The sequence below is a fragment of the Arthrobacter sp. PAMC 25486 genome (genome assembly GCF_000785535.1).
Taxonomy (GTDB): Bacteria; Actinomycetota; Actinomycetes; order Actinomycetales; family Micrococcaceae; genus Specibacter.
In genome coordinates this window covers 2,305,580-2,329,967 of the sequence record NZ_CP007595.1, presented here as the reverse complement: position 1 = coordinate 2,329,967, position 24,388 = coordinate 2,305,580, and the positions used below count along the sequence as shown (strand labels likewise).

The following is a 24,388-nucleotide window of genomic DNA, read 5'->3' as shown; positions in this document are numbered from 1 at the left end:
GCTCAATTCACTAGCCGATCGGGTAAAAAGCACGTCACGAATGCGTGTTTTGTCTCTCTCAACTACATGCAGGGGTAGTTCCGGGCCCGTTATTCTTTTGCTCAGATACTTCCCAGGTCGTGAATCCATGGCCAAGAACCGATCATTTTTACTACTTTGGGAAGTGTATGTTGTACATAAGACGTGGCATGGCCGTTGTGCTTGCCCTGCTATTAACTTTGGGTGTTGGGATGCCGATGGTTTCCGCAGCACCAGATGCGGCCCCAGCCAACACTGGCTTAATCACCGCCGTTCTGGAAACAACCAAGACTGTTGCCGAGTCCGAGCTCACGCCGGGCCAGCAAACCGTCTACACAGTGACGGCCGGTTGCACCTCCGGAACCACGCTTTGCGCAGATGCGGTGCTCACCGACATTGTTCCCGCGCCGCTGGTCGTTGAAATGGTCCAGGTCTCAGGTGCATTCGCCCATGACGCAACGGTTTCCCAAGCTGGCGAGGGAAACCGTGAAATTACGGTCTCATTTGCCAGCCAGAGCGACGATGGCGCCTCTGGTCTCAAAGACGGCAGCACCACGACGATCCTGATTACCGTCCGCCTGCCCCAAGACGTTTCAGCAGAATACGATGGCACCCCCTTGGTGAACAAGGTGGACATCGTGGCCAGCAACGCCACCCCGAAGTCTGCCGAGGCAACAGTTGCCTTGAAGGTTCCCATCACCTTTGGTGCGGACATTTCCAAGCGCTGGTCCACAGGCGGGTTCATTGCCGGTGTCGGTGGCGAGAACAACGTTGAGCTGTCCAACATCAAGAACACTTCCAACGTGGGCGCCACGTCGCTGACCATTGTGGAGCCGTCGGGGCCAAACAACCCCTTTAACGTGGTTGGCTTCACCGGGTTTGGCAATATTGTGTTCCCTGCCGGTGCCGACCAGGTGCAAGTCAACGCCATCATGACCGACGGCGGCACTGCCGAGGGTGTCCCCGGCACCACAGCTGTGTTGCCGGACGGTGTGACGAACGAGCAGGTCAAGGGCCTGGTATTCGTCTTCACCTCCACCAAGAGCACGCCGGAGCGGGGAGGGATTGACGCCAACGGCTCAGCCGGCTCAATCTCCTTCGCAACAACTGTTCCGGCCGATGCGCCTGCCGGCACCGTTGACAATGAAGTGTCCATCACCGCCCAGACACCCAAGGGGGATTCAGCGCCGAAGACGGCTCAGGCTCCATTCACGATCACCGACGCCAGGTACTCGGTATCAGCAGCCAAGTCCTTTGAAACTTCAACCATCGTTGAAGGTGGAACCTCAACCGTAAAACTCAGCGGCACGAACACGTCTGACCAGCCGTTGACATCCATGACCATCACGGAGCCCAGTACCGGAACGGACAACCCGTTCACCGCAACTCCCGGAATGACGTTCACCGGCTTTGCCACTACGCCGTGGCCGGCTGGTGCCGAAAAAGCGATCCTCGTCGTCAACGGCCAGAGCCATACCTTGGTCAGGGGCGACGATACTAATGTGTCATTCCCGGATCTTGGCTCTGTAGCGGTTACCGGATTCAGCCTGGCCTACACCGGGTCCCTGGCCCCGAATGAGACCATCGCGGCGAACTTCACTGTCACCGGTGACACCGCCGGCAACATCCCCAACACGGTGGGCGTCACCGGCACTTCGCCGGATGGTGCCAAGGATCCTGCGGAGGCTGAGCACACCGCGAACTTGGTTGTGAATACATCCAAGGTAGTCATCATGCCTAAAAAGGAGTTCTCAGGTTCGGTACAGGGCAAGACCGGCGATAAGGTCACTGCCACACTCAGGGGAACAGTAGTTGACGGCACCAACACAGCAGTGCCATCCATTGTCCTTGTCGACGAATTCACGCCGGAGATGGCTGCAGACTGGAAAGCTACCAAGCTCCGCCTGACCCCGACGGCAGACGAGACGATCACCGTGCAGGTGTTGCTCGGTACGGTTTGGACCGATGTTCCGGTCACTGCAGGCGCAAACGACGTGGAGCTCCCCGAAGACACCAAGGGTGTGAAGATCACCTTCACCAAGGCTGGCGGAGGTTCCTATGACAAGGGCAGTTCTGTTGCAGCGAAAATTGAATTTGCGCTGACAAAGGATGTCGCCTCCGGCAAGACGTACACGAACGTACTCGTCATCGACGGGCAGGACGAAGAAGGCACCGACACCGTTACCACCAACAACGAGATCCAGATGGATGCAGGCAAACGGTGGAGCCCGGACGCGATTGCCATCACCAGTACGGACACCGAGCCCGTTTCGACACTTAAAGCATGGGTGAAGAACAACTCCATATTCGCCGTTGACAAACTGGCCATCACTGACCCCGTCGACTCCACGGATCCGTTCAACTTCGTTGACATGACCGGCATTGAGAGCTTCCAACTGCCTCAAGGTGCGGCTGCGGCAACTCTGACCCTCACTTTTGCCGGAGAATCATCCGCTGAGTTCGAAGGCGAAAATGCTGGCGCATTCAACGAAGCCTTCACGGCGGAGCAGTGGGCCAAGGCAACCGGCTTCACGTTGGAAGCCGCAGGGCAGATCAAACCCGGTCAAGAGTTGAACCTGGTCCTCAAAACCCGTCTGCGCACCGAAACACGCGACGCCAAGACTCCGATCAAGGATGCCCTGGCAGCTCAGAATTACAAGATTATCAACACCATGGCGGGGACTGTATCCGAGGGCAAACGCGACCCGTCGACGCAGAAGAAGTCCGCTGAGCTGAAGGTCGAGACCAAGGAAAGCATCAATCTCAAGCCCGAACTCGTCAAGAGCTTCGAACCGAAGAGCGCTGTCATGTTTGGGGCCGACGGGAACGCCGTGCCGGTCAACACCAAGCTGACCGTCAAGAACGTTGGCGACCGTCCAGACGTCGTCACGTTCGAAGAAACGGATCCCACGTTCTTCAACGCCTTCGACTTCGGCGGTTGGAATGAATTCAATGTCACTGATTGGTCGGACAACGGAAACATCAAGGCTGAGATTCAGTACCTGACGGGTGGAACCTTCACCGCTAAGGATGGGGACCTCGACCTTGAAGGCGCAGCATGGGGTGACCCCGTGACCTTCACCGTCCAGGACAGTGAAGATTTGGTGGCCCAGGCAAACACCGGCATGCCGGAAGGCATCACTGCAGTGGATGTGCAGGGGATCCGGGTTAAGTACTACACGGTCAACGGTACCGACCTGCCGCAGATTTGGCAGGCTGGAACCAATGCACACGGCCAGTCGCTGGCATTCACTGCAGTACCCCGCTACACGCTGCACACCGGTGAACTGAACTCCACTGACGGCAAGACCACCAATCCTGGTGAAGCGAAGCCGTCAACTGTTGAAAACACGGCCACTGTCACCACCCAGCGTGACGAAGCTGCATCCGAAGTAGTCTCGGCGAAAGACGACTTTGTCTTCCAGTCCGGAGAAGCCAAGGCCGCAGTCTCCAAGACCGATCAAACTGCGCTGCACACAACCACGAGTGCAGGTGGACTGATCGTGTACACCTTGATCATGAAGAACACTGGAACCGAGCCGTTGACGAACCCGGTGTTCACCGATCTGCTCCCGGCCGATGCCAATGGTGCCATTTTGGTGTACAAACCTGAAGAGAAGGCTGCATCATTCTCGAAGTCTTCTGAATCCGTCGCAATCACCACGGACCCCGAGGAAGTCACAACTACATACCGTGCAGAAGGCGCCGAGCCTTCCGTAGCGTTCAGCTTCCCGCAAGGCAGCGTCCTGTTGCCAAGCGAGAGCTACACCATCACCCTGCCGCTGTATGTCCGTGCGGGCATGGAGCCGCGTGAAGGCATTGAGAACAACCTGGAAGTCAAGGTTGATCAACTCACGGAAATTGCGCCGCCGGCCATCGTCAAGGTGGTCATTGGGCAAAGCTACGAGGCACGAAAACTGGTTCGTGAAGTCTTGGCCGAAGGTCAGGAAACACCCACAGGTGTGCACAACGTCTTGGGCGAGGACCGCAGCTGTGTGGACTATGGCGAGGACTTCTACCGGTACCCCTGTGTAGTTGAAACCAAGCCAGGCGCAGATGCGGAATGGAAGATCACGGTTTCTAACACGGGCAACGTGCCAACCAACCGTCTGGAGTTTGTGGATGTTCTGCCGTACGTAGGCGACCACTTGATCTCTCCAAACGCAGTGGAATTGGCTCGTAATACTCGGTGGCTGCCCAAGTTCAAGGAACTGAACCTGGTTGAGGTACCGGCCGGCACCACCGTAACGGTCAAGTACTTGATTGGCGACCCCAGCCGCTGTGTGGCTGACGGTGTGAGGCTGTCGGAGGATCCGTGGGGAGCCGGCTGTGCAGAATCGCTCTTCACTGAGACTCTGCCGGAAGACGTTTCAACGGTGACCGGTTTTAAGATCTCCTACGACTTCAAAACGCCACTGCCTCCCTTGGGCTCAGTGGAAGTCCGCTTCCTAACCACCTCAGGCACAAAGATGCCCGAAGGCGTTGCGGACCTGGCACCTGCCTGGAACACCTTTGCCTACGTTGCAACCTCACCGATTGGCAACGAGACGAAGTACTGGCAACAGGAACCGAACCAGACGGGCATCACGTTCCGTTCAATTCCGGATATGGTCTCCGTTGGCGATTATGTGTGGGTTGATTCTGACCGCAACGGTGTTCAGGGTGATCCTGCCACTGAGGCCGGTATCAAGGACGTTGTCCTGACCCTCACCGGTCCGGACGGCCCGGTCACCGATGTGTTCGGCAATGTGGTCAAGCCGACGAAGACTGATGAGAACGGCAAGTACACCTTTGACAACTTGCCGATCCTGAAAGATGGCGAATTCTATACCGTCAGCATCGACAAGGATGGATCGAAGGAGCCGCTGGCCCCCTACGTTCCGACCATCGAGACTGAAGGCAACCGCGAAGGCGACTCCTCCACCTGGACGGCAACGTCCAAGGGCCTGACGAAGGATGGCGACCGGGACCCCACCTTGGACTTTGGGTTTGTTGTGCCGAAGGTTTCCGTGGGTGACTACGTGTGGGTTGATTCCAACCGTGACGGTGTTCAGTCCGAGGGTGAGAAGGGTATTCAGGATGTTGTTCTGACCATTACCGGTCCGGACGGCAAGCCTGTTGTTGATGTGTTTGGCAACGAGGTGAAGCCGACCACCACGGATGAGAATGGTTTCTATACCTTTGTGAACCTGCCGGTTCTCAAGGATGGGCAGTCCTACACGGTCAGCATCGACAAGGATGGATCGAAGGAGCCGCTGGCCCCCTACGTTCCGACCATCGAGACTGAAGGCAACCGCGAAGGCGACTCCTCCACCTGGACGGCAACGTCCAAGGGCCTGACGAAGGATGGCGACCGGGACCCCACCTTGGACTTCGGGTTTGTTGTGCCGAAGGTTTCCGTGGGTGACTACGTGTGGGTTGATTCTGACCGTGACGGTGTTCAGGGTGGTCCTGCCACTGAGCCCGGTATCAAGGATGTTGTTCTGAGCCTCATTGGTCCGGACGGGAAGCCTGTTGTTGATGTGTTTGGCAATGAAGTGAAGCCGACCACCACGGATGAGAACGGTTTCTATACCTTTGTGAACCTGCCGGTTCTCAATGATGGTGAGTTCTACACGGTCAGCATTGACAAGGACGCATCCAAGGAAGCCCTGGCTCCCTACGTTCCGACTATTGATACGGGTGCTGATCGTGCCACCAACTCGTCCACTTGGACGGCAACGTCCGAGGGGCTGACGAAGGATGGCGACCGGGACCCCACGCTGGACTTTGGTTTTGTTGTGCCGAAGGTTTCCGTGGGTGACTTTGTGTGGGTTGACACGAATGGTGACGGCCGCCAAGATGAGGGCGAGCCCGGTATCAAGGATGTTGTTCTGAGCATTACCGGTCCGGATGGCAAGCCTGTTGTTGATGTGTTCGGCAAGATTGTTGGTGCCGTGTACACGGACAAGGATGGCAGGTACACCTTTGAGAACCTGCCGGTTCTGAAGGAGGGTGAGTCCTACACGGTCAGCATTGACCGGAAGGCTTCCGCCAAGGTGCTGGCCCCGTACCAGCCGACACTGGTTGGCCAGGGTGACCGGGACGGGGATTCCTCGACCTGGACTGCTGCCAGTGGTGACCTGCTCAACGACGGTGACCGGGATCCGTCCCTGGACTTCGGCTTCACGCTGATCCCGGAACCCACCGAACCCACCACTCCGGTGGTTCCCCCGGTCACGGAACCGACCGAACCGACCACTCCGGTCGAGCCTCCGGTCACCGAGCCTGGTGTAACCACGCCGAGCGAGCCTGCCCCGAGCGAGACACCGGGTGCTGTCGCACCTAGCGAAACGCCCGTAGCAAGCGCACCCGCACCCACCACGGCACCCGCCACCGATGTCCTGTCCAACACAGGCTTCGACGGCGCGTTCCTGATGGGAATGGGTCTGCTGCTGACCCTGCTGGGAGGTGGCGCCGTGGCACTGACTGCCCGCCGCCGTCGTACATCCCCAGCACGACATTAAAGGTGAGCGACAGCTGAACCATGCATGACAACACCGCAGCCAAGACTGAAACTGACCCAGACTTGGCTGCGGTTTTGTCATAACTGGACGGCTCGTTGCAGAGACAGGCCTCGGAAAAGAATCTTTAGAAATTCGGATTTATCGCGTCATGAATCATGACTTCACTCTCACAGTGGCCAGATTTCCCCGATTTGAGGGGATGAGCGAGAATGAAGAGTTATCAGTTGGACGGAGGTGGAATGGATTACGACCATGCAGACATGGGCGACGAACTGCAGAAAAGTGACGAGGCCCTGATCCTTGAAGTTCGTACAGGTTCAGAGACGGCTTACGCCAGTTTGTACGAGCGGCATATAGGGAGTGCCCGTTCCACCGCGTACCGCCATGCGGGAAACACAAGCGACGCTGAAGACCTGGTTTCTGACGGCTTTGCAAACGTTCTGCACACCATAAAATTGGGCAAGGGCCCCACGGTTTTCTTCCGGGCCTACCTGCTAACCACCATTCGGCGCCTAGCATCAGCCAAGCGCGCGGCTAGCAACAAGGCTGTTCCAACGGACGACTTGGAGCGGGTTGAGCCCGTTGTGCATGCGGCGGACCCCGCCGTGGTCGCATTTGACCAAGAAACAGTTGCTCGATCGTTCAATGGCCTGCCGGAGCGATGGCAGGCTGTGCTTTGGCACACTGAGATTGATGGCCTGACGCCAGCAGCAGTCGCCCCAATTCTGGGCATGACACCCAACGCCGTATCCGCCCTGGCGCTACGGGCGCGTGAGGGCTTGAAGCAGGCCTATCTTCAAAACCACCTTTCCAGCCTTCCCTCCGATGGCTGTGCCGCGTACACCGACCAACTCGGTGCTTACGCGCGAAATGGATTGACGCCTCGACGGACCAAAAAGGTTCGGCAACACGTGGATTCCTGCCTCCGCTGCACTGAGATGCTTTTGCACCTTGAAGACGTCGGCACTGGCATGCGCGCGATTGTGTTCCCAACGATTATGGGTCTGATCTTTGTCGGCTCAGGTGCGACGTCTGCTGCTGGTCTGGGTCTGCACTTGGATACAGGCGGTGCGGGGGCCGGTTCGGGTGTGACAGCTGGCGGCGTTGCCGCCGGTGCGGGAAGTATGAGCCTGACAACATTCCTGGTTGCGTCGGTGGCAAGCGTTGTGTTGGTTGGCGCCGTCGTGGCCTCCGCCGTAGGGCTGTCCAATATGGGGGTTCGGAATGCGACGACCCAGGCGGCAAGCGGCGCGGTCAGCGAGTCCCCAGTGGTAGCTGCCCCGTCTGGAAACGGTTCCCAGAGTTTTTCCCCACCTTCGTTGATGAGCAGTATTGACGAGCCCATCGTCTACGTAGGGCCAGAACGCTCTATTCCTGCACCGACGCAGGAAGGTACTGTTCCGGTGGCACCGGAGGCACGCCAAGTTGAAAGTCCTTTAGACCCCGCGGTGCTCGCTGGTCAACTCGGGGGCGAACGGGAAGCTGGGTCAGTCCGGCCGCCGTCGGTGGAGCCCTCTAAACCGAAGCCAGCACCAACATCCTCGGCGACCGCATCCATGACGCTGACGCCCAAACCTTCTCCGTCAGCAACGCCGACACAGACGACGGCGCCGTCGGCCGAGCCTACTGTCGCACCATCGGTCTCGCCAAAACCCACCCCCTCGGCGATTCCATCGCATGAGCCTCCGACACCAACACCGGAGCCGACTGCTCCGGCGCCTACTCCGGAGCCGACTACTCCGGCGCCTACTCCTCCGGCGCCTACTCCGACTCCGGCGCCGACTACTCCGGCGCCTACTCCGACACCGGAGCCGACTACTCCGGCGCCTACTCCGACACCGGAGCCGACTACTCCGACACCAACACCGGAGCCGACTACTCCGGCGCCTACACCGGAACCGACACCGGAACCGACTACTCCGGCACCGACTCCGGAGCCGACAGCGGAGCCGCCGGTGTCGAAGACTGAATTTTTGGCCGAGCCTCAGGGTTTGGCTTATGCCGGGGAAAAAATAAGACTCAGTGTTGACCTGACAACAGTTGGAAACGTGGCTGTTGAAGCCCCCGAAGTCATCTTTGCGAGTAGTTCGTGGCTAATGCACTTCGCTGTCGATATTGGTCCCCCGCCTGGATGGGTGTGCGGGAATTCGACCATTTGGTATGCGCCGGAGTGGACCTGCACCACGGCGCAATGGTCGGGGGAATTAGTGTCATTCGAGCTGTCGGTGCCCATGGCACGGAGTCACTCGTCGCTGGACATGAGTGTAGTTGCGCAGGATGCGGAAAAATTAAGCACCAAACTGCGCTTCAAGTAGATATTGATGACGCAACATGACGGTCAGTGAGTCTCATAATGCGAGACAAACTATTTGCAGTTCAAATGTTCTGGTAATGCTTCGCTATTGTTGTGTGGTTGAAAAACCCCAATGATGAAGTGGCTGTAATGAACTTGTTCCGAACTAAATCCATCGAGCTCTCCCTTGCTGATGCTGACGAGCCGGGGCACGCCCTCAAGCGGTCGCTGAGCACCTGGGATCTGATGATCATGGGCATCGCCGTTGCCGTTGGTGCAGGAATCTTCTCGGTGGGGGCCGAAGCTGCTGCCAACCATGCCGGCCCAGCCGTAGTTATCTCCTTTGTGCTGGCGGCCGTCACGTGTGCCATGGCCATCATGTGCTATGCGGAGTTTGCCACGGCGATCCCGGTTACGGGCAGTGCATATGTGTTTACCTATGCCACCGTAGGGGAGCTCCTTGCCTGGATTATTGGCTGGAACCTGATCCTGGAACTGCTCATGGCTGCCTCGGTCATTGCCAAATACTGGGGAATTTACCTGAGCAACTTCTTTGAAGCCGTCAATCTGGATGTTCCCTCAAACATTGCCGTGGGCCCGCTCACCGTGTACTGGGGTCCCCTGGTGGTGGTGGCTGTCTTCACGTTCATATTGGTCATGGGAACCAAGCTGGCCGCCCGCATCAACAACGTCTTCACGCTGATCAAGATCGGCATTGTGCTGTTTGTGATCGTGGTTGGGTTCTTCTACGTCAAGATTGAGAACTACCGGCCCTTCGTGCCGCCGTCCCAGCCGGCACCGGTAACGGAAACCTCCTGGCAGGCGCAGCCTTTCCTGTCCCTGCTCACCGGCGCAGATCCTGCCATGTATGGCTTTGTCGGGATTGTTTCAGGTGCCGCATTGGTGTTCTTCGCCTTCATTGGCTTTGATGTCGTTGCCACGAGCGCCGAGGAAGTGAAGAACCCCGCAAAGACCCTTCCCCGGGGTATCTTTGCCGGACTCGCAGTCACCACGGTGCTGTACATCCTCGTGACCCTGGCCGTCACGGGCATGGTCTCCTATGCCGACTTGGCCAAGGCTGACGACCCTTCCTTGTCCACAGCGTTCTCCCTGGTGGGCGCCGAATGGGCTGTCGTGGTCATCTCCCTTGGCTCGCTGATCGGACTCACCACCGTCATCATGGTCCTGCTCATGGGCCTTGCCCGCGTCATGATGGCCATGAGCCGTGACGGCCTGCTGCCAAGGGCGCTGAGCAAGACCTCGGCCAAACATGGAACGCCGGCGCGCACGCAGATCCTCAGCGGTGTCTTTGTTGCAATTTTGGCGGGCTTCACACCCGTTGAGGTGCTCAGTGAAATGATCAACATTGGAACGCTGAGTGCCTTCGTCATGGTGAGCATTGGCATTCTTGTGCTCCGCCACAAACGCCCCGATCTCAAGCCCGCATTCCGGGTCCCTTTTGGGCCTGTCATTCCGGTACTCTCCACGTTGCTGTGCATTTACCTGATGCTGAACCTGGCCACACTCACCTGGGTGTTCTTTGCGGTATGGCTCGCAGTGGGATTGGTGTTCTACTTCAGTTACGGCCACTGGAACTCCCGCCTGCGCAAGGAAAACCTGGCGGAGTCGATCGCAGAAACGATGCCGAGTAATCTCAAGTAGACGGATGTAGTTCCCGTGCGGGCCCGGAACGGAAAGAATCGACCATGAACCAACGCCGCAGCATTAAAAATGTTGCACCCGAAGCGATCATGCTGGCCGGTGCCGGCAGGGCCATCCTGCTCCAACTGGCCAACCCTGCCATTGGGTATGGGGTTGCTCACCATTCAAACTTTGCGACAGATCCGCTCAAACGCCTCCACGGCACCTTGAGTTACATCTATGCCCTCACCAATGGCACGTCCCAGCAGAAAGCGTCCGTCACAGCTGAGGTTCACAAGGCCCACCGGCCCGTGAGTTCACCGGGCGCACAGCACCACCCGGCCTACGATGCTCAACACTCCGCGCTGCAGTTGTGGGTCGCCGCAACACTTTACGATTCGGGCATGCAGGTCTACAACAAGGTCTTCCCGGCGCTGGCGCTGAGCGATGCGGAGGAACTGTATCGGGATTACGGTGTGCTTGGCACGGCGTTGGGTATGCCCGCAGAACACTGGCCCGCCACGATCGCCGAGTTCGGCGACTATTGGGATCAGCAGCTGCGCCAGCTCAGCGTCGATGACAACATCCGCGGAGTTGCCGCGGAGCTGCTGGCCGCCCGCCAGGCGCCCTTGTGGATCAAGGTGCTCATGCCGGCGGCCCGGTTTCTCACCGCGGGGCTGCTGCCAAGCGATGTCAGGGACATGTTTGCCTTGCCCTGGTCGCCAGCCAAGGAGCGCTGGCTGCAACGGGGCTTCCGAACCGCCAAGGTCTTTGTTAAGGTGCTGCCCCGGCGCATTCGTCACGCACCCATGCATTACTACCTCCGTCGAATCCCCGGCTAAGCGCACAAATCTAAGCGTGCCCGGCCAGTCGCGGTAGGAAGGCCGTCAAGGCGGGCGGCAGCTACGGCGCAGCGTGACGGATCACCCAATCCACCAGGGGGCGCAGCTGTTCCCAGTGGTCGGCGATGTGCTGCTGGGCGCTGCCGCTTTCCAGCCAGTCCGGCCGGCCCAGCTCGAGTGAGGCACTCAAGGTTTTGTGCCGCAGCAGCTGCGGGCGAGGGTGGTCTTTAGGGAATCCCCGGGGCATTGTTTTCAATTCCGGCTCTGCAATGGCGAAACCGGCAGCCTCGAGCTGCTCGACAATCCCCACTAACGCCGTCCCGCTGGACGTGGCATCCACGGCAGCCCGGTACCGGGCCAGCTGAGCCGGTGCGGCTGAGCGGTAACCCCCACCAATGCTCAACCCCGCAGCACTTAAATGCAGGTAATACCCAACATCCTCATAGTGCGAGAGGAAAATTCCCTGGGCAGGTTTGTAGGGCGCCTTGTTGGGGGAGAACCTCATGTCCCTATAGGGGCGGAAGATCCGCCCCGGGCCAAACCTGGGTTCCAAGTTGCGGAGGAGGGCGGAAATCGGAGCCAGCACATCGGCGTCGTACTTGTCTTTGTGCCCCTCCCACCACTCCCGGTTGTTGTTGTCTTCAAGGGCGACATAAAACTCCAGGGCTGCCGCGGGAAACCCGGTAAAAGTGTCCATGGGTCGAGCGTAGGGATGCAGGGGAAGGGTCGCCAGAGGTGCGAGTCGAAAAGTGCATGACCGGCGTCGCAGCGGTGCCTGTGGAGGAATGAAACGGACAAAACACACCCTAAATTGGACTGAGTCCAGAAAAGCTGGCAGGATGGCTGTATGGACAAAGGACAAACATTCGAAGACAGGCTGCGGGCAGTTTCACTGCGCGTGACACGTCCTCGCGTTGCTGTTCTGAGTGCCGTCAGTGCCCATCCCCACGCGGACGCGGACACCGTTATTGGTGCTGCGCGAGCCGAGCTGGGCAGTGTTTCAAAGCAAGCGGTGTACGACGTTCTGGCGGCGCTGGTCGACGCCAAACTGGTGCGCCGCATTGAGCCCTCGGGTTCGCCTGCACGGTTTGAAACACGGGTGGGGGACAACCATCATCACGTGGTGTGCCGCAATTGCGGAGACATTGCCGATGTGGACTGCGCCATAGGCGAAGCGCCCTGCCTGCATGCCTCAAACAGCCACGGTTTCAGCATTGATGAGGCCGAGGTCATTTATTGGGGAATGTGCCCTGACTGCGCAACCAAAAAACTTTTGAACTAGATAATGTCGATTACCCCTAGGAGCGATCAGTAAAGATGACTGTCGAAAACACCGCACCCCTGACCACGGCGGCCGGCGCGCCCGTTGCCAACAACCAGGACAGCCTCACGGCCGGCCCCCGCGGCCCCATGCTCTTGCAGGATGTCTGGTTCCTGGAGAAGCTCGCCCACTTCAGCCGCGAGGTCATCCCCGAGCGCCGCATGCACGCCAAGGGCTCCGGTGCCTTCGGTACCTTCACTGTCACCAACGACATCACCAAGTACACCAAGGCGAGCATCTTCTCCGAGGTCGGCAAGCAGACAGAGATGTTTGCCCGCTTCTCCACCGTTGCCGGTGAGCGTGGCGCTGCAGACGCCGAGCGCGACATCCGCGGTTTCTCCGTGAAGTTCTACACCGATGAAGGCAACTGGGACCTGGTTGGCAACAACACCCCCGTGTTCTTCTTCCGTGACGGTTTGAAGTTCCCCGACCTGAACCGCGCCGTCAAGCGCGATCCCCGCACCAACATGCGCAGCGCCGAGAACAACTGGGACTTCTGGACCAACCTGCCCGAGTCGCTGCACCAGGTCACGATCGTCATGTCCGACCGCGGCATCCCGGACGGTTACCGCCACATGCACGGCTTTGGCTCGCACACCTTCTCCCTGATCAACGCCGAGGGTGAGCGTTTCTGGGTCAAGTTCCACCACGTCACCCAGCAGGGCATCAAGAACCTGACCGACGAAGAGGCCGGCGCCGTGGTTGCCGCCGACCGCGAGTCCAGCCAGCGCGACCTGTTCGACTCGATCGAGAACGGTGACTTCCCGAAGTGGAAGCTCATGGTCCAGATCATGCCCGAGGCCGACGCCGAGACGTACAAGTACCACCCGTTCGACCTCACCAAGGTCTGGTCCAAGAAGGACTACCCGCTGATCGAGGTTGGCGAGTGGGAACTGAACCGCAACGCTGAGAACTACTTCGCCGACGTCGAGCAGGCAGCGTTCTCACCGGCCAACGTGGTTCCCGGCATCAGCTTCTCCCCGGACCGCATGCTGCAGGCGCGCCTGTTCTCCTACGGTGACGCGCAGCGCTACCGCCTCGGTGTGAACCACCACCAGATTCCGGTGAATGCGGCGAAGAACCCGGTCAACACGTACCACCGTGACGGTCAGGGCCGGGTTGACGGCAACCAGGGACGCACCCCCGGCATCGAGCCGAATTCCTACGGCCGCTGGCCGGAACAGCCGGCATACGCCGATCCGGCACAGGCCATTGGCGCCGTTGCCGACCGTTTCAACTTCCGCGAAGACGATGCCAACTACTTCGAGCAGCCCGGCATCCTGTTCCGCGAGAAGATGACTGACGAGCAGCGCAAGGTGCTCTTCGAGAACACGGCCCGTGCCATCGACGGTGCCTCACAGGCCACCATCGAGCGCCACATCTACAACTGCACCCAGGCCGATCCGGCCTACGGCGCAGGTGTCCGTGCGGCCATCGAGGTCCTGCAGGCGTCCAAGGCTTAGTCCTTAAAGAAGTACGACGGCGGCACGTCACCTGGCGAGTTCTAGCGGTCGTTGCAACACCTAATTATTTTGGGAGTTGCAACGACCGTGTCGTCTTTAACGGAAAAGTACGTTTTACCGAAAGAAGCCCGTGGGAATCAGAAGCCATCGGGAGGGCCTAAGTATTCGCCGGCGCAGAAGCAAGAGTTCTTCGATCTGCTCGCAGATACCGGTAGCGTCGGCTTGGCTGCGGCGAAGCTGGTCTTGAATAGGGGCACTTGTGATCAGTGGGCCTATCAGGCAAGGAAGGCTGCAGGAACGTCAGTTCGGCAGGTAAAGACTTCCCCGGAGCAGCAGCAAGAGTTCTTCGATCTGCTCGCGACGGTTGGCAGTGTGACTGAAGCGGCCAAGGTTCTGGGTCTGAATCGGAATACCTGTTATCAGTGGGTGCGGCGGGCAGGACTGGCTCGTAAGCGGTCCGAACAGCCCAGCCGGGAGGATTTCCTGCGGCTTCGCTCCGAGGGGCTCACACGCTATGAAGCAACCGTACGGTTGGGCATTCACTCCACCACCGCGCAGGAGTGGGATGCCGGGATCCACAGAACAAAAAACGGCCGTGTTTATCCCAATGGCCGGGCTGTGGACTATAACAAGGAAATGACTTCTCGCACTAACGCCTCCGGCCGCCCTCGAGCGACGTTGCAGCAACTTGACCGCGTCATTGACAGCCGGTATCTGTGCTTGGCCGATCGGGAGGTCATTTACGACATGCTCTCCACAGGGGCATCACACCGAACAATAGCCACCGCCTTACAGAAAAGCCCCTCCTCGATCAGCAGGGAGATCAAGCGCAACAGCAGTCCGATCAGTGGCTATCGACCCTATGATGCACACCGTAAATCCGTGGTTCGGCGACCACGACCTAAACCATCAAAAATCTCGCAAAGCCCGCGGCTGAAGTCCTTCATTAAAGAAGGCCTGCGCCAGCGCTGGTCACCGGAGCAAATATCGCACAAGCTTGTTCTGACCTTCCCCGACGACCAGGACATGCGCGTGTGCCACGAAACGATCTATCAAGCCCTTTACTTCCAACCCCGCGGCGAGCTTCGTCGTGAGGTATCCGCGGCACTTAGAAGCGGGCGGACCCGCCGAATAACCCGTAAAAACCCGGAACAACGCACATCGAGGTTCCGGGACCCGATGATCAACATTTCCGAGCGCCCGGCAGAGGTTGAGGACCGTGCCGTGCCCGGACATTGGGAAGGGGACTTGATCACCGGCGCCCACAACCAGTCAGCGATCGCGACCCTGGTCGAGCGCAGTACCCGCTACGTCATGCTGGTACACCTGCCCGGGGACCACGGCGCCGAATCCGTCCGTGACGGGCTCATCCAGACCATGAGCACCCTGCCAGCCCACCTGCGCGGGTCCCTGACCTGGGACCAAGGCGTGGAAATGGCCAAGCACAAGGCCTTCAGCATCGCCACCGGCATGGACGTCTACTTCTGCGACCCCCACAGCCCCTGGCAACGCGGATCCAACGAAAACACCAACGGTCTCCTGCGTCAATACTTCCCCAAAGGCACCGACCTGTCCGTCTACAGTCCCGAAGACCTCGAACACGTCGCCCAGGAACTCAACGCCCGCCCACGCAAAACGCTCGACTGGAATACACCAGCCGAGCGCCTACGCGACGTACTATTGACAGCCTAACCACCAGTCGTGTTGCAACGACTCCTAGAATCCGCCCCTTTCGCATTCAGCGGAAGGTGGGGTGCCGCCGTCGTTGGTTAACGGACGCCGCAGCATTGAGCGAGCCTGCCCGCCCCACTCCCGCCGAGGTGTGAGTTGACGCCCTCTCCAAGAGGGCGTCAACTCACATTCCGACTGCTCGCAAGCTCGCAGAGGGGCCCGCGGCAGCTCTCTTGTTCGGCGAAAGGCCCCGTCAGCCGAGCAGGTGTTCGCGGCCAAACATGGCGGCAGTGGCCCGCGCGGAGGGGGTTCCGGCGTCGAGGTCGGCGCCTGCGGCCACGAGTAGCCCGCTGATGGTGTCCTCGCCCTTGAACAGGGTCCCGGCGAGAGGTGACTGGCCCCGGCCGTTTTGCATGTTGACGTCGGCGCCGCGGCCGATCAGCATGGACACGGTGTCGACCTCGCCCTTGTAGGCGGCGAGCATCAACAGGGTGTTGCCTTCCGCGTCCTGCGCATCGACGGGCAGGCCGTGGTCCAGGAATTCGGTAAGTTCCGCGGTTTTTCCCTCGCGGGCCAGGTCCATGGCCAGGCCAATGACCTTGGCTGTCTGCTCATCGTTGAGGGTGGCGGATTCGTCGGAGGCTGAAGTGTTGGTCATGCCTCCACAATAGGCGAAGGGCCGCTGATTATCCTGTGTAGGACTAGGCTGTTCCCGTGCCAAGAATCCTCGCCGACGTCACTCCGCTGCGTGAAAGCCCGGCGTTCAGGCGGCTGTGGATTGGCAACGGCTTATCCTCGATCGGCACGCAGCTGACGGTGGTGGCCGTCAGCCTGGAAATTTACGACCTCACCGGATCCACCCTGTCGGTGGGCATGCTGGGCCTGGTGGCCTTGATTCCGCTGGTGGTTGCAGGCCTGTACGGCGGGTCAATCGCCGACGCCCACGACCGCCGCAAGGTCGCCCTGGTCTCCTCAAGCGTTCTGTGGCTGGTCACGATTGGCATTGCGCTGCAGGCGTGGCTGGGCCTTGGCAATATTTGGATTCTGTATGGGCTCATCGCCGTGCAATCCGCGGCTGCGGGGGTGAACGGTTCGGCCCGCAGCTCCATCGTGCCGCGCCTGGTCCGCCCGGAACTGCTGCCTTCGGCCAATGCCCTGAGCATGATCGTGATGGGTATGGGCACCACCATTGGTCCGCTCATGGCAGGAATCTTGGTGGCCAATGTTGGTTACGGGTGGACCTACACGGTGGATGTGCTGACGTTCACTGCCTCACTGTGGGCCTTGTTCAAGCTCCCGCCGCTGCCGCCCCTTGCCCGGGCCGATGGTGGCCTGGTCCAGCGGGCAGGGCTGACGTCCGTGCTTGAGGGCTTCGCTTACCTGGGCACCCGGAAGAATCTGCGCATGACCTTCCTGGTGGACATGTGCGCCATGGTGTTCGCCCTGCCGCGTGCACTGCTTCCTGCCATTGGTGCGGTGTGGCTGGGTGGCGGTGAACAGACAGCGGGCATTCTGTTGGCATCCATTGCCGCCGGTTCCTTCCTGGCGGCCTTGTTCTCCGGCCCGCTCGGTGGCGTCCGACGTCAGGGGTTGGCAGTGGTGTGGTCCATTACGCTGTGGGGCGCCGCGATCGTGGCGCTGGGCGCTGTGGTGTTGGCCGGAGGGAAGACGCACGACGGCGTGACGTCGCCTTGGCTGGTGGGCGCGGTTGCCGCCTTGGTTGTGGCGGGCGTGGCTGACACCATCAGCTCAGTTTTTCGCTCCACGATTTTGCAGTCGGCCACACCCGACCATCTCCGAGGACGGTTGCAGGGCATTTTTGTTGTGGTGGTGACGGGCGGGCCCCGCCTGGGTGACGTGTTCTCCGGTTCCGTGGGGCAGTGGAGGGGTGAGGGCTGGGCAGCAGTCATTGGGGGACTGATCTGCATTGGCGCCGTGTGGGGGTTGGCTGCATGGCAACGCGGTTTCCTGCGCTATGACGCCCGCCATCCGGTGCCGTGATGTGCCGAAAATGCCGCTGGCTCGCGAAACGACCCACAAGATACGCTCGTGTGTGTCTTCCGTGGGTGGCTGAGCCGGACACGCACCATCCCGGCTGTCAGGTTTCAAGCCGTTGTTGCAGGAGCTGTCTTCGACCAGGGAGGAGGGGCGCGCCATCCTGGTATCCCCGACGTTGTGTGACATGCCGGATCATTCGATCCCAGCGGCTCCGCCGGGGTTGAGAGGTAAATGCGGGCCGAGAAGGGGCCAAACCCGCATAGATCTGAACCTGTTTCGCCGAAAATGGTTCAGGCTCGCGAGAAGGGCGCATCTTTGACGCCAGGTCACGGGTTGGACCCATTCTCGGCGAAACAGGATGCCACACAATACGGCTCAGGGCCATTCTCGGCGAAACACACACCCTCCGGCACGAGTTTCCAGTACCCCTGCGAAAGGAAGCGGGGAAAAGAAGCGGGGAAAGGAAGCGGGGAAAGGAAACGGAGACGGTCGCCGGTACCTGAGCGGTGATTCACCCAGCAGCCCATTACCAGTGCGAGGGACTGAAAGCGTGACGGTGAACCCACCCACCGAACAGCCACAACAGCCACAAGAGCCACACGATATGCCTATATTGCGAGCTGGAGCCATTTTCGCGGTTCCCGCAGGCTGTGGGAGCGGGCTGGACCCACTTTCGCTGGTTGAACCTTCTGAACCCATAACCCCTGAAAATGAACTCTTAACCCCTGACCGGCTGAATCAGCAGGAAGTGATGCGGCGTTCGCAAAAACACGCAGTTATGTGATGCCGCGTTTAAACGTGGGGCCGGGCTGTCCGCCGCCTACCAGCCCGAGGCGAAGCGGATGTCGCACGGCAGGCCACCCGATATCAGTGCAGCGGACATGACCGAAGCGCAAGGGAGCTGCCGCGGAAGTGGTGAGGGCCGTCGTCGTCCTTTGGAGCTTGCGGCACTTACCCAGACGACAAGTAGGACAGAATGGAACCATGCGACTGATTTTGATTAGACACGGCCAAACTCCCAACAATGTTCGTAGTCTCCTGGACACTGCCGTTCCCGGGCCGGGCCTGACGCCGCTGGGCGAATTGCAGGCTGCCGCAGTCCCCGGTGCCGTGGCCGATCAGAATATTGATGCCCTGTACATCTCAAATCTGACCCGCACCGCACTGACGGCCGGCCCGCTCGCGGCCGAGCGCCAGCTTGCCCCGGTGGTCCGCGACGGCCTGCGTGAGATCAGCGCCGGAGACCTTGAAATGAAGGGCGATCCGGACTCCGTCAAGGCGTATCTGGGGGCGCTCATGTCATGGCTGAAGGGCGACCTGTCGGCGCGCATGCCCGGCGCCGACAACGGGTTCGAGGTGCTGGAACGCTTCGATGCCGTGGTGGCGGAGGCCGCCGCGCACGAGTCTGTGGCGATGGTCAGCCACGGTGCCATGATCCGCTTTTGGGCAGGGCACAGGGGCATCAACATCGACTGGAGCGACTCGAAATACCACGATCTTTCCAACACGGGCATCGTCACCCTGGAGGGAGAACCTACGGGAAGCAACGCCCCCGGTGGCTGGCAGATCCAGAGCTGGCAGGGGACTCCGGCCGGTGGGCTGAGCGGCCTTGACGCCGACGGCCCCACCGCCGAAGCAGATTTTGACGGGTACGCAAATAGCTAAGGGTCAGACTCCTATGGATGCAAAGGCCGACGCCGCAGAAACACCGGCACCCTTCACCACCGTGACCTTGTGGCGGTTGAAGGGGCTCAGCTGGGTGTGGCTGGGCACGGCCGCCGTCTGCATTGCGCTGTTGGCGGTGGGCGCCCCGCTGAACATGAATTTGTACCATATGGCACTGCCCTTTGCGCTGGGAATGGCCATCCTGCATTCAGCCTCCCTGGGCCTGACCGCCGCGCGGCCGGTGGCAGGCACCCTGGTGTCACTAGTGCCGATGGCTGTCATGCCGCTGGTGTCGCAGCCGGTGGGGGCGGCCCCCATGCCGTTCAGCGTCGTTGCCATGATCACCCAGGTCTTCGTGATCTGCGTGGCGGGGCTGCGGGCGCACTGGATGGTGTCCGCCGGTGCATGGCTGGCCAGCGTGGTGGTTGGCGTGCTCTCGAACTACGTCACCATGCCCGGCGGCCAGTCGGAAGGCGCCCAAATCAATGTGGTCATCTTCGCGGCAGTCTCGGGCGGCCTCATGGTGGCGGCCGTCGTGGCGCAGCAATGGCAGCACCTGAGAGTCGAATTGGCTGCTGAACGCTCTGTCAGCGCCGAACAGCAGTCCCGACGCCGGCTGGCCGAGGAACGCACACGCATTGCCCGGGAACTCCACGATGTGGTGGCCCACGGCATGTCCGTTGTGGTGGTGCAGGCAACCACCGCCAGCTACCGACACCCCGGCCTCAGCGATGAACTGAAGCAGGAATTTGATGACATCGCCGCGAACTCCCGCCGCGCCATGACCGAGATGCGCAGCATGCTGGGCTCCCTGCGCAACACCGAAGCCGGCCGCGAGCTGGGTCCGCAGCCCGGACTGGCAGACCTGCCACAGCTCTTCGCCTCAGCCCGATCGGCAGGTGTGCAGATCACCGAACCCGAGCTGTCCGACATCGTCAATCACGACATCGGCGAGGTCATCGCACTGACCACCTACCGGATTGTGCAGGAGGCACTCAGCAACGTCATTAGGCATGCGCCGGGGGCAACCGTCCATACGGATTTTGTCATCATCGGCGGGCAACTCACCATATCGGTGGTCAACTCCAGCTCGGCCGTGGGTGCGGTGATGGCGCAGCTGGATCGCGGACAGCACCTCGGCCAGGGGCTAATCGGCATGCGCGAGCGGGCCACCATTGTGGGCGGTTCCGTTGTGTGCGTTCCCATGTCCGACGGCGGATTTTCAGTCACAGCCACGCTGCCCCTGAGCGCTGTGAACAAGACGAGTAACGGGCGGGGAGGCTCATGAGCATCAGGGTGTTGGTGGTTGACGACCAGGCCATGGTCCGTGAGGGATTTGCTGCGTTGCTGGGTGCACAGGACGACATCGTTGTGGTGGGGCAGGCAGAAAACGGCGCCGTTGCCGTGGACATGGCTTCCGAACACCAACCCGATGTGGTGTTGATGGATGTGCGCATGCCCGTCATGGACGGACTGGAAGCGGCCCGGCTGATTCTTGCGGGCACCCCCGAAAGCGGTGTCAGGTCCACGCACGTGCTGATGCTGACCACCTTTGACGTTGACGACTATGTGTACGACGCCCTGCGGTTGGGGGCCAGCGGCTTCCTGCTGAAGGATGCGCTCGCCGATGAACTGTTGACGGCCGTGCGTGTTGTTGCTGCGGGGGAGGCACTGCTGGCGCCCTCCGTCACGAGGCGGCTCATTGAACAATTTGCGCAGTCAGCTGCCCGGCCCATGCTGTCGAGGGAGCCGTTGGAAGGGCTCACGGAGCGTGAACTTGAGGTCATGACGCTGATTGGGCGGGGGTTCTCCAACCAGGAGATCGCGGCTGAGTTGTTCATCGCCCAGCAGACCGTCAAGACGCACGTCAGCAAGATTCTGGCGAAACTGGGACTGCGCGACCGGGTGCAGGCCGTGGTGCTGGCCTACGACACCGGTCTGGTGGAGCCGGGCAGCTGATTCCTGCCGAAAAAGCGGCTCTTGTGGCTCTTCCATGGGTGGGTTCGCCATCGGACCGTCACGTCTTCATACCCTTTTGGCTCAGCTGGCGGGCTGTTGTGGCGATCCATCGCTCAGGTACCGGACATCGGCCCTGTTTCCTTGTGCAGGGGTGCGGGAAACTCGTGCCGGAGGGGGTGTGCTTCGTCGAGAATGCCCCTGGGCCGTAGCGTGTGGCTTCTTGTTTCGCCGAGAATGACCCTGGGCCGTAGCGTGTGGCTTCTTGTTTCGCCGAGAATGACCCGAACACGTGAGATGCCGTCGAAGTTGCGCCCTTCTCGCGAGCCTGCACCATTTTCGACGAAACACGGTCGGAATGCTGCGAGTGTGGCCCATTCTCGGCGCGTAGTCTCCAGTCAAACCCCGGCGGAGCCTCGGGGATCGAATGATCCGGCCTGTCAAGGAACGTCGGCAAGACCAGGACGGGTGCTCTGCGACCCTGCCGAAGACAGCCAGGGCGAAAACGGCTTGAACGCTGCCAGCCGGGATGGTGGGTCCCAGACTGAAGCACCCACGAAAGAATCACAAGAGCCGAAAAGCCGCCCATAATGCCCCCTGCCGTTGACATATTAGCGGCGTGAGGCATTGTGAGCGGCATTTTTTCGAATCAGCGCCCGACGGCCCGGACAGCGGCCTGTGGCCGGCCTGGCACGGTCAGGATTGGGGTTGGACGAGCTTGAACATGGCCCCGGTGCAGTCGGTGAGCCCGGCAATCCGGCCGTAAGGGGAATCCTCGGCGGAGTTGATGATGGTGGCACCCAGGGTGAGCGCCTTCGCGATGGTGGCATCGACGTCGTCCGTCTGGAAGTACACCTGCCAGCTGGAGGGCGACTCATCCGGCAGCCACTGGCTGGCGTCCATGATGCCGGCGAGCTCCTTGCCGCCGAAGACCATGTTGGTGTAACGGAACTCGTCGGTGTCGCTCATGACGGAGGTCTCCACGCCAAAGACGTCCCTGTAGAAGCTGACCGCGGCCCGATAGTCCTTGCTGTGGAGCTCATGCCAGGCTGCGGCGCCATTCTCCTCATGGGCCTGGAATCCTGTGTGTCCGCCAAACTGCCACAAGCCCACAGCAGCGCCACTGGGATCCCCAATCATGGCCATGCTGCCCTGCTCCGGAACATCCATGGGCTCCATATAGGCCATGGCGCCCGCATTTTTGGCTGCCGCCATGGATGCTGCCATGTCATCGACGCGCAGGTAGGTGCTCCATATGTCGGGCTGTCCGCCAGCGTCCTGTCCGCTCTGCATCAGCCCGGCAACGCTCTTTCCGTCCTTGTACGCCATGGTGTAGCCGCCATACTTTTCCTCATCTCCGGTTTCGTAGCTCCAGCCGAAAAGGGCCGTGTAAAAATCGCGTGACTTGTTCATGTCAGAGGTCATCAAGTCGATCCAGCAAGGCGCGCCAGCAGGGATGTTTTGGGTGTTCATGGCAGCTCCAAGGGTGATTCGCGGACGACGGCTGGCGTCGGATGGATATAGGGAAGACTATGCCCGCAGCTGCAGCCGGGCAAGAGAAAAAAGCGCCTGCCGGCTGAAAGTTTTCCCAGAGTTTCCAGGGAATTCCAGCGGCAGACGCTTTTTAGCGCAACCATGCCAAGGACGGGCTACACGCTGGGTGGGCCCACGGAGTTGGGGATTAGCGCAGGTTGACGAACTGCAGGTCTGTATCCTCAAACTTGCGCAGCATGTTCATGACTTCCTGAAGATCATCGCGGCTCTTGGAACTCACGCGCAGCTCATCGCCCTGAATGGTCGACTTCACGCCCTTGGGGCCCTCGTCGCGGATGAGCTTATTGATCTTTTTGGCGACGTCCTGCGCGATGCCTTCCTTGATCTCAGCTTCCTGGCGGTACTCCTTGCCTGAAGCGTAGGGCTCGCCAGCGTCCAAGGACTTCAGGGAGATGCCGCGCTTGATCAGCTTGGATTCGAACACGTCCATGACCGCCAAGACACGCTCTTCCGAGTTGGCCTTCAGCAGGATCTTCTCGCCGCTGAAATCAATCTCGGCACCGATTCCCTTGAAGTCGTAGCGCTGTGCAACTTCCTTCTGGGTCTGGTGCAACGCATTGGCGACCTCTTGCTTGTCGACTTTACTAACGACGTCGAACGTTGACTCGCTGGCCATGATTCCTCCACATACTCAAAAAGTTAGATCGATTGGTCTCCCTCTAAGCGTAGCGCCAGGGGCCCCAAAGCGAGCGAAGCGAGATTTAGGGGTGGCTGGTAGGTGCTAGCGCCAGGGATCTAAGCGGGTGCTCACAGAGTCCTCTGAGGCTTCATGGGGCGGGTGCACAGGCGGGTTTGGCACTGTAGTTGGTGTTGAGACCGCCACATCAGGAGGACCCATGAGCACCTTGGAAAACACACCCGCACCCGAACCGGGCACGCATCACGGACGCAAGACCGTGGGAACCGCCGTTGCAGCCGTCACGTTGGCTGCCGTTACCGTCCTGAGCGGTTCGGGGTTGATTGGCGGATCGACGCTCGGCCTGGAATCGGCCAGCATCATTGGATCCCCGCCAAACTCGGTATCGTCTAGGATTGCCGGTGTCCATGAAGACATGGCCCGGGCCGTTGAGTTGGCGCAAGTCACGCCCGAACAAGCGAGTTTCCTGGAGAAGCAGCTGATTCGGCACATTCAGGGAGACCCCGAGTCGGTTTAGCAGGGGTGGGGCAGCCAAGTGAAGCCTGCTGGGAGTACGCCATGAACCAGAAAATGCCCGGAATTTGGCCAACGTGCCCCTCCCAAAAAACCTCGATTCGATTCTTGGGCGAATTCCTAGTATTGTTTTACTGCTTCCACATGTTGGAGGCGAAAAGCTAAGCCCGAGTTTGGGTGACGCTGGCCTTGGCAGATTACCCGAGTGGCCAAAGGGGGCTGACTGTAAATCAGCTGGCAACGCCTTCACTGGTTCGAATCCAGTATCTGCCACCAACGGGAAACCCGGAACCACGCATAGTGGTTCCGG

16 protein-coding genes, 1 tRNA gene and 1 pseudogene are annotated in these 24,388 nt (G+C 60.2%); 14 read left to right on the top strand and 4 right to left on the bottom strand.

The window, feature by feature from the left end:
• Nucleotides 1–188 precede the first annotated feature (188 nt).
• From art_RS10685 to art_RS10670, 5 genes and pseudogenes are all read left to right on the top strand, one after another.
• Nucleotides 189–6,524 carry an SdrD B-like domain-containing protein gene (locus tag art_RS10685; protein WP_162182053.1) on the top strand — a complete coding sequence of 2,112 codons (6,336 nt, stop codon included), beginning with the start codon at nt 189–191 and terminating at the stop codon, nt 6,522–6,524.
• A gap of 209 nt (nt 6,525–6,733) precedes the next feature.
• Nucleotides 6,734–7,444 (top strand): annotated as a pseudogene (locus art_RS23320) (RNA polymerase sigma factor); the annotation flags it as partial.
• Between the two features lie 1,035 nt (nt 7,445–8,479).
• A complete protein-coding gene (locus art_RS22945; RefSeq protein WP_253901325.1) occupies nt 8,480–8,839 on the top strand; it encodes a hypothetical protein in 360 nt (119 codons plus the stop codon).
• 128 nt (nt 8,840–8,967) lie between these two features.
• Nucleotides 8,968–10,479 carry an amino acid permease gene (locus tag art_RS10675; protein ID WP_038464877.1) on the top strand — a complete coding sequence of 504 codons (1,512 nt, stop codon included), beginning with the start codon at nt 8,968–8,970 and terminating at the stop codon, nt 10,477–10,479.
• Between the two features lie 44 nt (nt 10,480–10,523).
• Nucleotides 10,524–11,300, top strand: coding sequence for an oxygenase MpaB family protein (locus tag art_RS10670; protein ID WP_038464875.1), 777 nt, complete (start codon nt 10,524–10,526; stop codon nt 11,298–11,300).
• A gap of 61 nt (nt 11,301–11,361) precedes the next feature.
• On the opposite strand, the gene art_RS10665 is transcribed toward art_RS10670, so the two are convergent.
• Nucleotides 11,362–11,997, bottom strand: coding sequence for a DUF2461 domain-containing protein (locus art_RS10665; RefSeq protein WP_038464873.1), 636 nt, complete (start codon nt 11,995–11,997; stop codon nt 11,362–11,364).
• A 150-nt stretch (nt 11,998–12,147) separates the two neighbouring features.
• Between art_RS10665 and art_RS10660 the strand changes: the two genes are divergently transcribed.
• The 3 genes from art_RS10660 (at nt 12,148) to art_RS10650 (ending at nt 15,776) form a co-directional block, all read left to right on the top strand.
• Nucleotides 12,148–12,582, top strand: a complete 435-nt coding sequence (locus art_RS10660) for a Fur family transcriptional regulator (RefSeq protein ID WP_038464871.1) — start codon at nt 12,148–12,150, stop codon at nt 12,580–12,582.
• 35 nt (nt 12,583–12,617) lie between these two features.
• Nucleotides 12,618–14,084 carry a catalase gene (locus art_RS10655; RefSeq protein ID WP_038464869.1) on the top strand — a complete coding sequence of 489 codons (1,467 nt, stop codon included), beginning with the start codon at nt 12,618–12,620 and terminating at the stop codon, nt 14,082–14,084.
• A gap of 636 nt (nt 14,085–14,720) precedes the next feature.
• The gene (locus art_RS10650; protein ID WP_157875396.1) at nt 14,721–15,776 is read left to right on the top strand and encodes an IS30 family transposase; all 1,056 of its coding nucleotides are present in this window, start codon (nt 14,721–14,723) and stop codon (nt 15,774–15,776) included.
• 232 nt (nt 15,777–16,008) lie between these two features.
• Here art_RS10650 and art_RS10645 read toward each other — a convergent pair whose 3' ends face one another.
• Nucleotides 16,009–16,413 carry an ankyrin repeat domain-containing protein gene (locus art_RS10645; RefSeq protein ID WP_038464867.1) on the bottom strand — a complete coding sequence of 135 codons (405 nt, stop codon included), beginning with the start codon at nt 16,411–16,413 and terminating at the stop codon, nt 16,009–16,011.
• A gap of 56 nt (nt 16,414–16,469) precedes the next feature.
• Between art_RS10645 and art_RS10640 the strand changes: the two genes are divergently transcribed.
• The 4 genes from art_RS10640 (at nt 16,470) to art_RS10625 (ending at nt 21,377) form a co-directional block, all read left to right on the top strand.
• On the top strand, nt 16,470–17,756 hold the full coding sequence (locus art_RS10640) for an MFS transporter (protein ID WP_038464865.1): 1,287 nt from the start codon (nt 16,470–16,472) through the stop codon (nt 17,754–17,756).
• Nucleotides 17,757–18,737: 981 nt separating this feature from the next.
• On the top strand, nt 18,738–19,418 hold the full coding sequence (locus art_RS10635) for a histidine phosphatase family protein (protein WP_038464863.1): 681 nt from the start codon (nt 18,738–18,740) through the stop codon (nt 19,416–19,418).
• Nucleotides 19,419–19,431: 13 nt separating this feature from the next.
• On the top strand, nt 19,432–20,706 hold the full coding sequence (locus tag art_RS10630) for a sensor histidine kinase (protein ID WP_052136251.1): 1,275 nt from the start codon (nt 19,432–19,434) through the stop codon (nt 20,704–20,706).
• On the top strand, nt 20,703–21,377 hold the full coding sequence (locus tag art_RS10625) for a response regulator transcription factor (protein WP_038464861.1): 675 nt from the start codon (nt 20,703–20,705) through the stop codon (nt 21,375–21,377). The genes art_RS10630 and art_RS10625 overlap by 4 nt, the downstream gene beginning before the upstream one ends.
• Before the next feature lie 693 nt (nt 21,378–22,070).
• Here art_RS10625 and art_RS10620 read toward each other — a convergent pair.
• Nucleotides 22,071–22,847 carry a VOC family protein gene (locus tag art_RS10620; protein ID WP_038464859.1) on the bottom strand — a complete coding sequence of 259 codons (777 nt, stop codon included), beginning with the start codon at nt 22,845–22,847 and terminating at the stop codon, nt 22,071–22,073.
• 208 nt (nt 22,848–23,055) lie between these two features.
• The gene (locus tag art_RS10615; protein ID WP_038464857.1) at nt 23,056–23,544 is read right to left on the bottom strand and encodes a YajQ family cyclic di-GMP-binding protein; all 489 of its coding nucleotides are present in this window, start codon (nt 23,542–23,544) and stop codon (nt 23,056–23,058) included.
• Nucleotides 23,545–23,764: 220 nt separating this feature from the next.
• Between art_RS10615 and art_RS10610 the strand changes: the two genes are divergently transcribed.
• Nucleotides 23,765–24,082, top strand: a complete 318-nt coding sequence (locus tag art_RS10610; RefSeq protein WP_038464855.1) for a hypothetical protein — start codon at nt 23,765–23,767, stop codon at nt 24,080–24,082.
• 187 nt (nt 24,083–24,269) lie between these two features.
• Nucleotides 24,270–24,354 (top strand) — tRNA-Tyr (locus art_RS10605).
• The last annotated feature ends 34 nt before the right edge of the window (nt 24,355–24,388 follow it).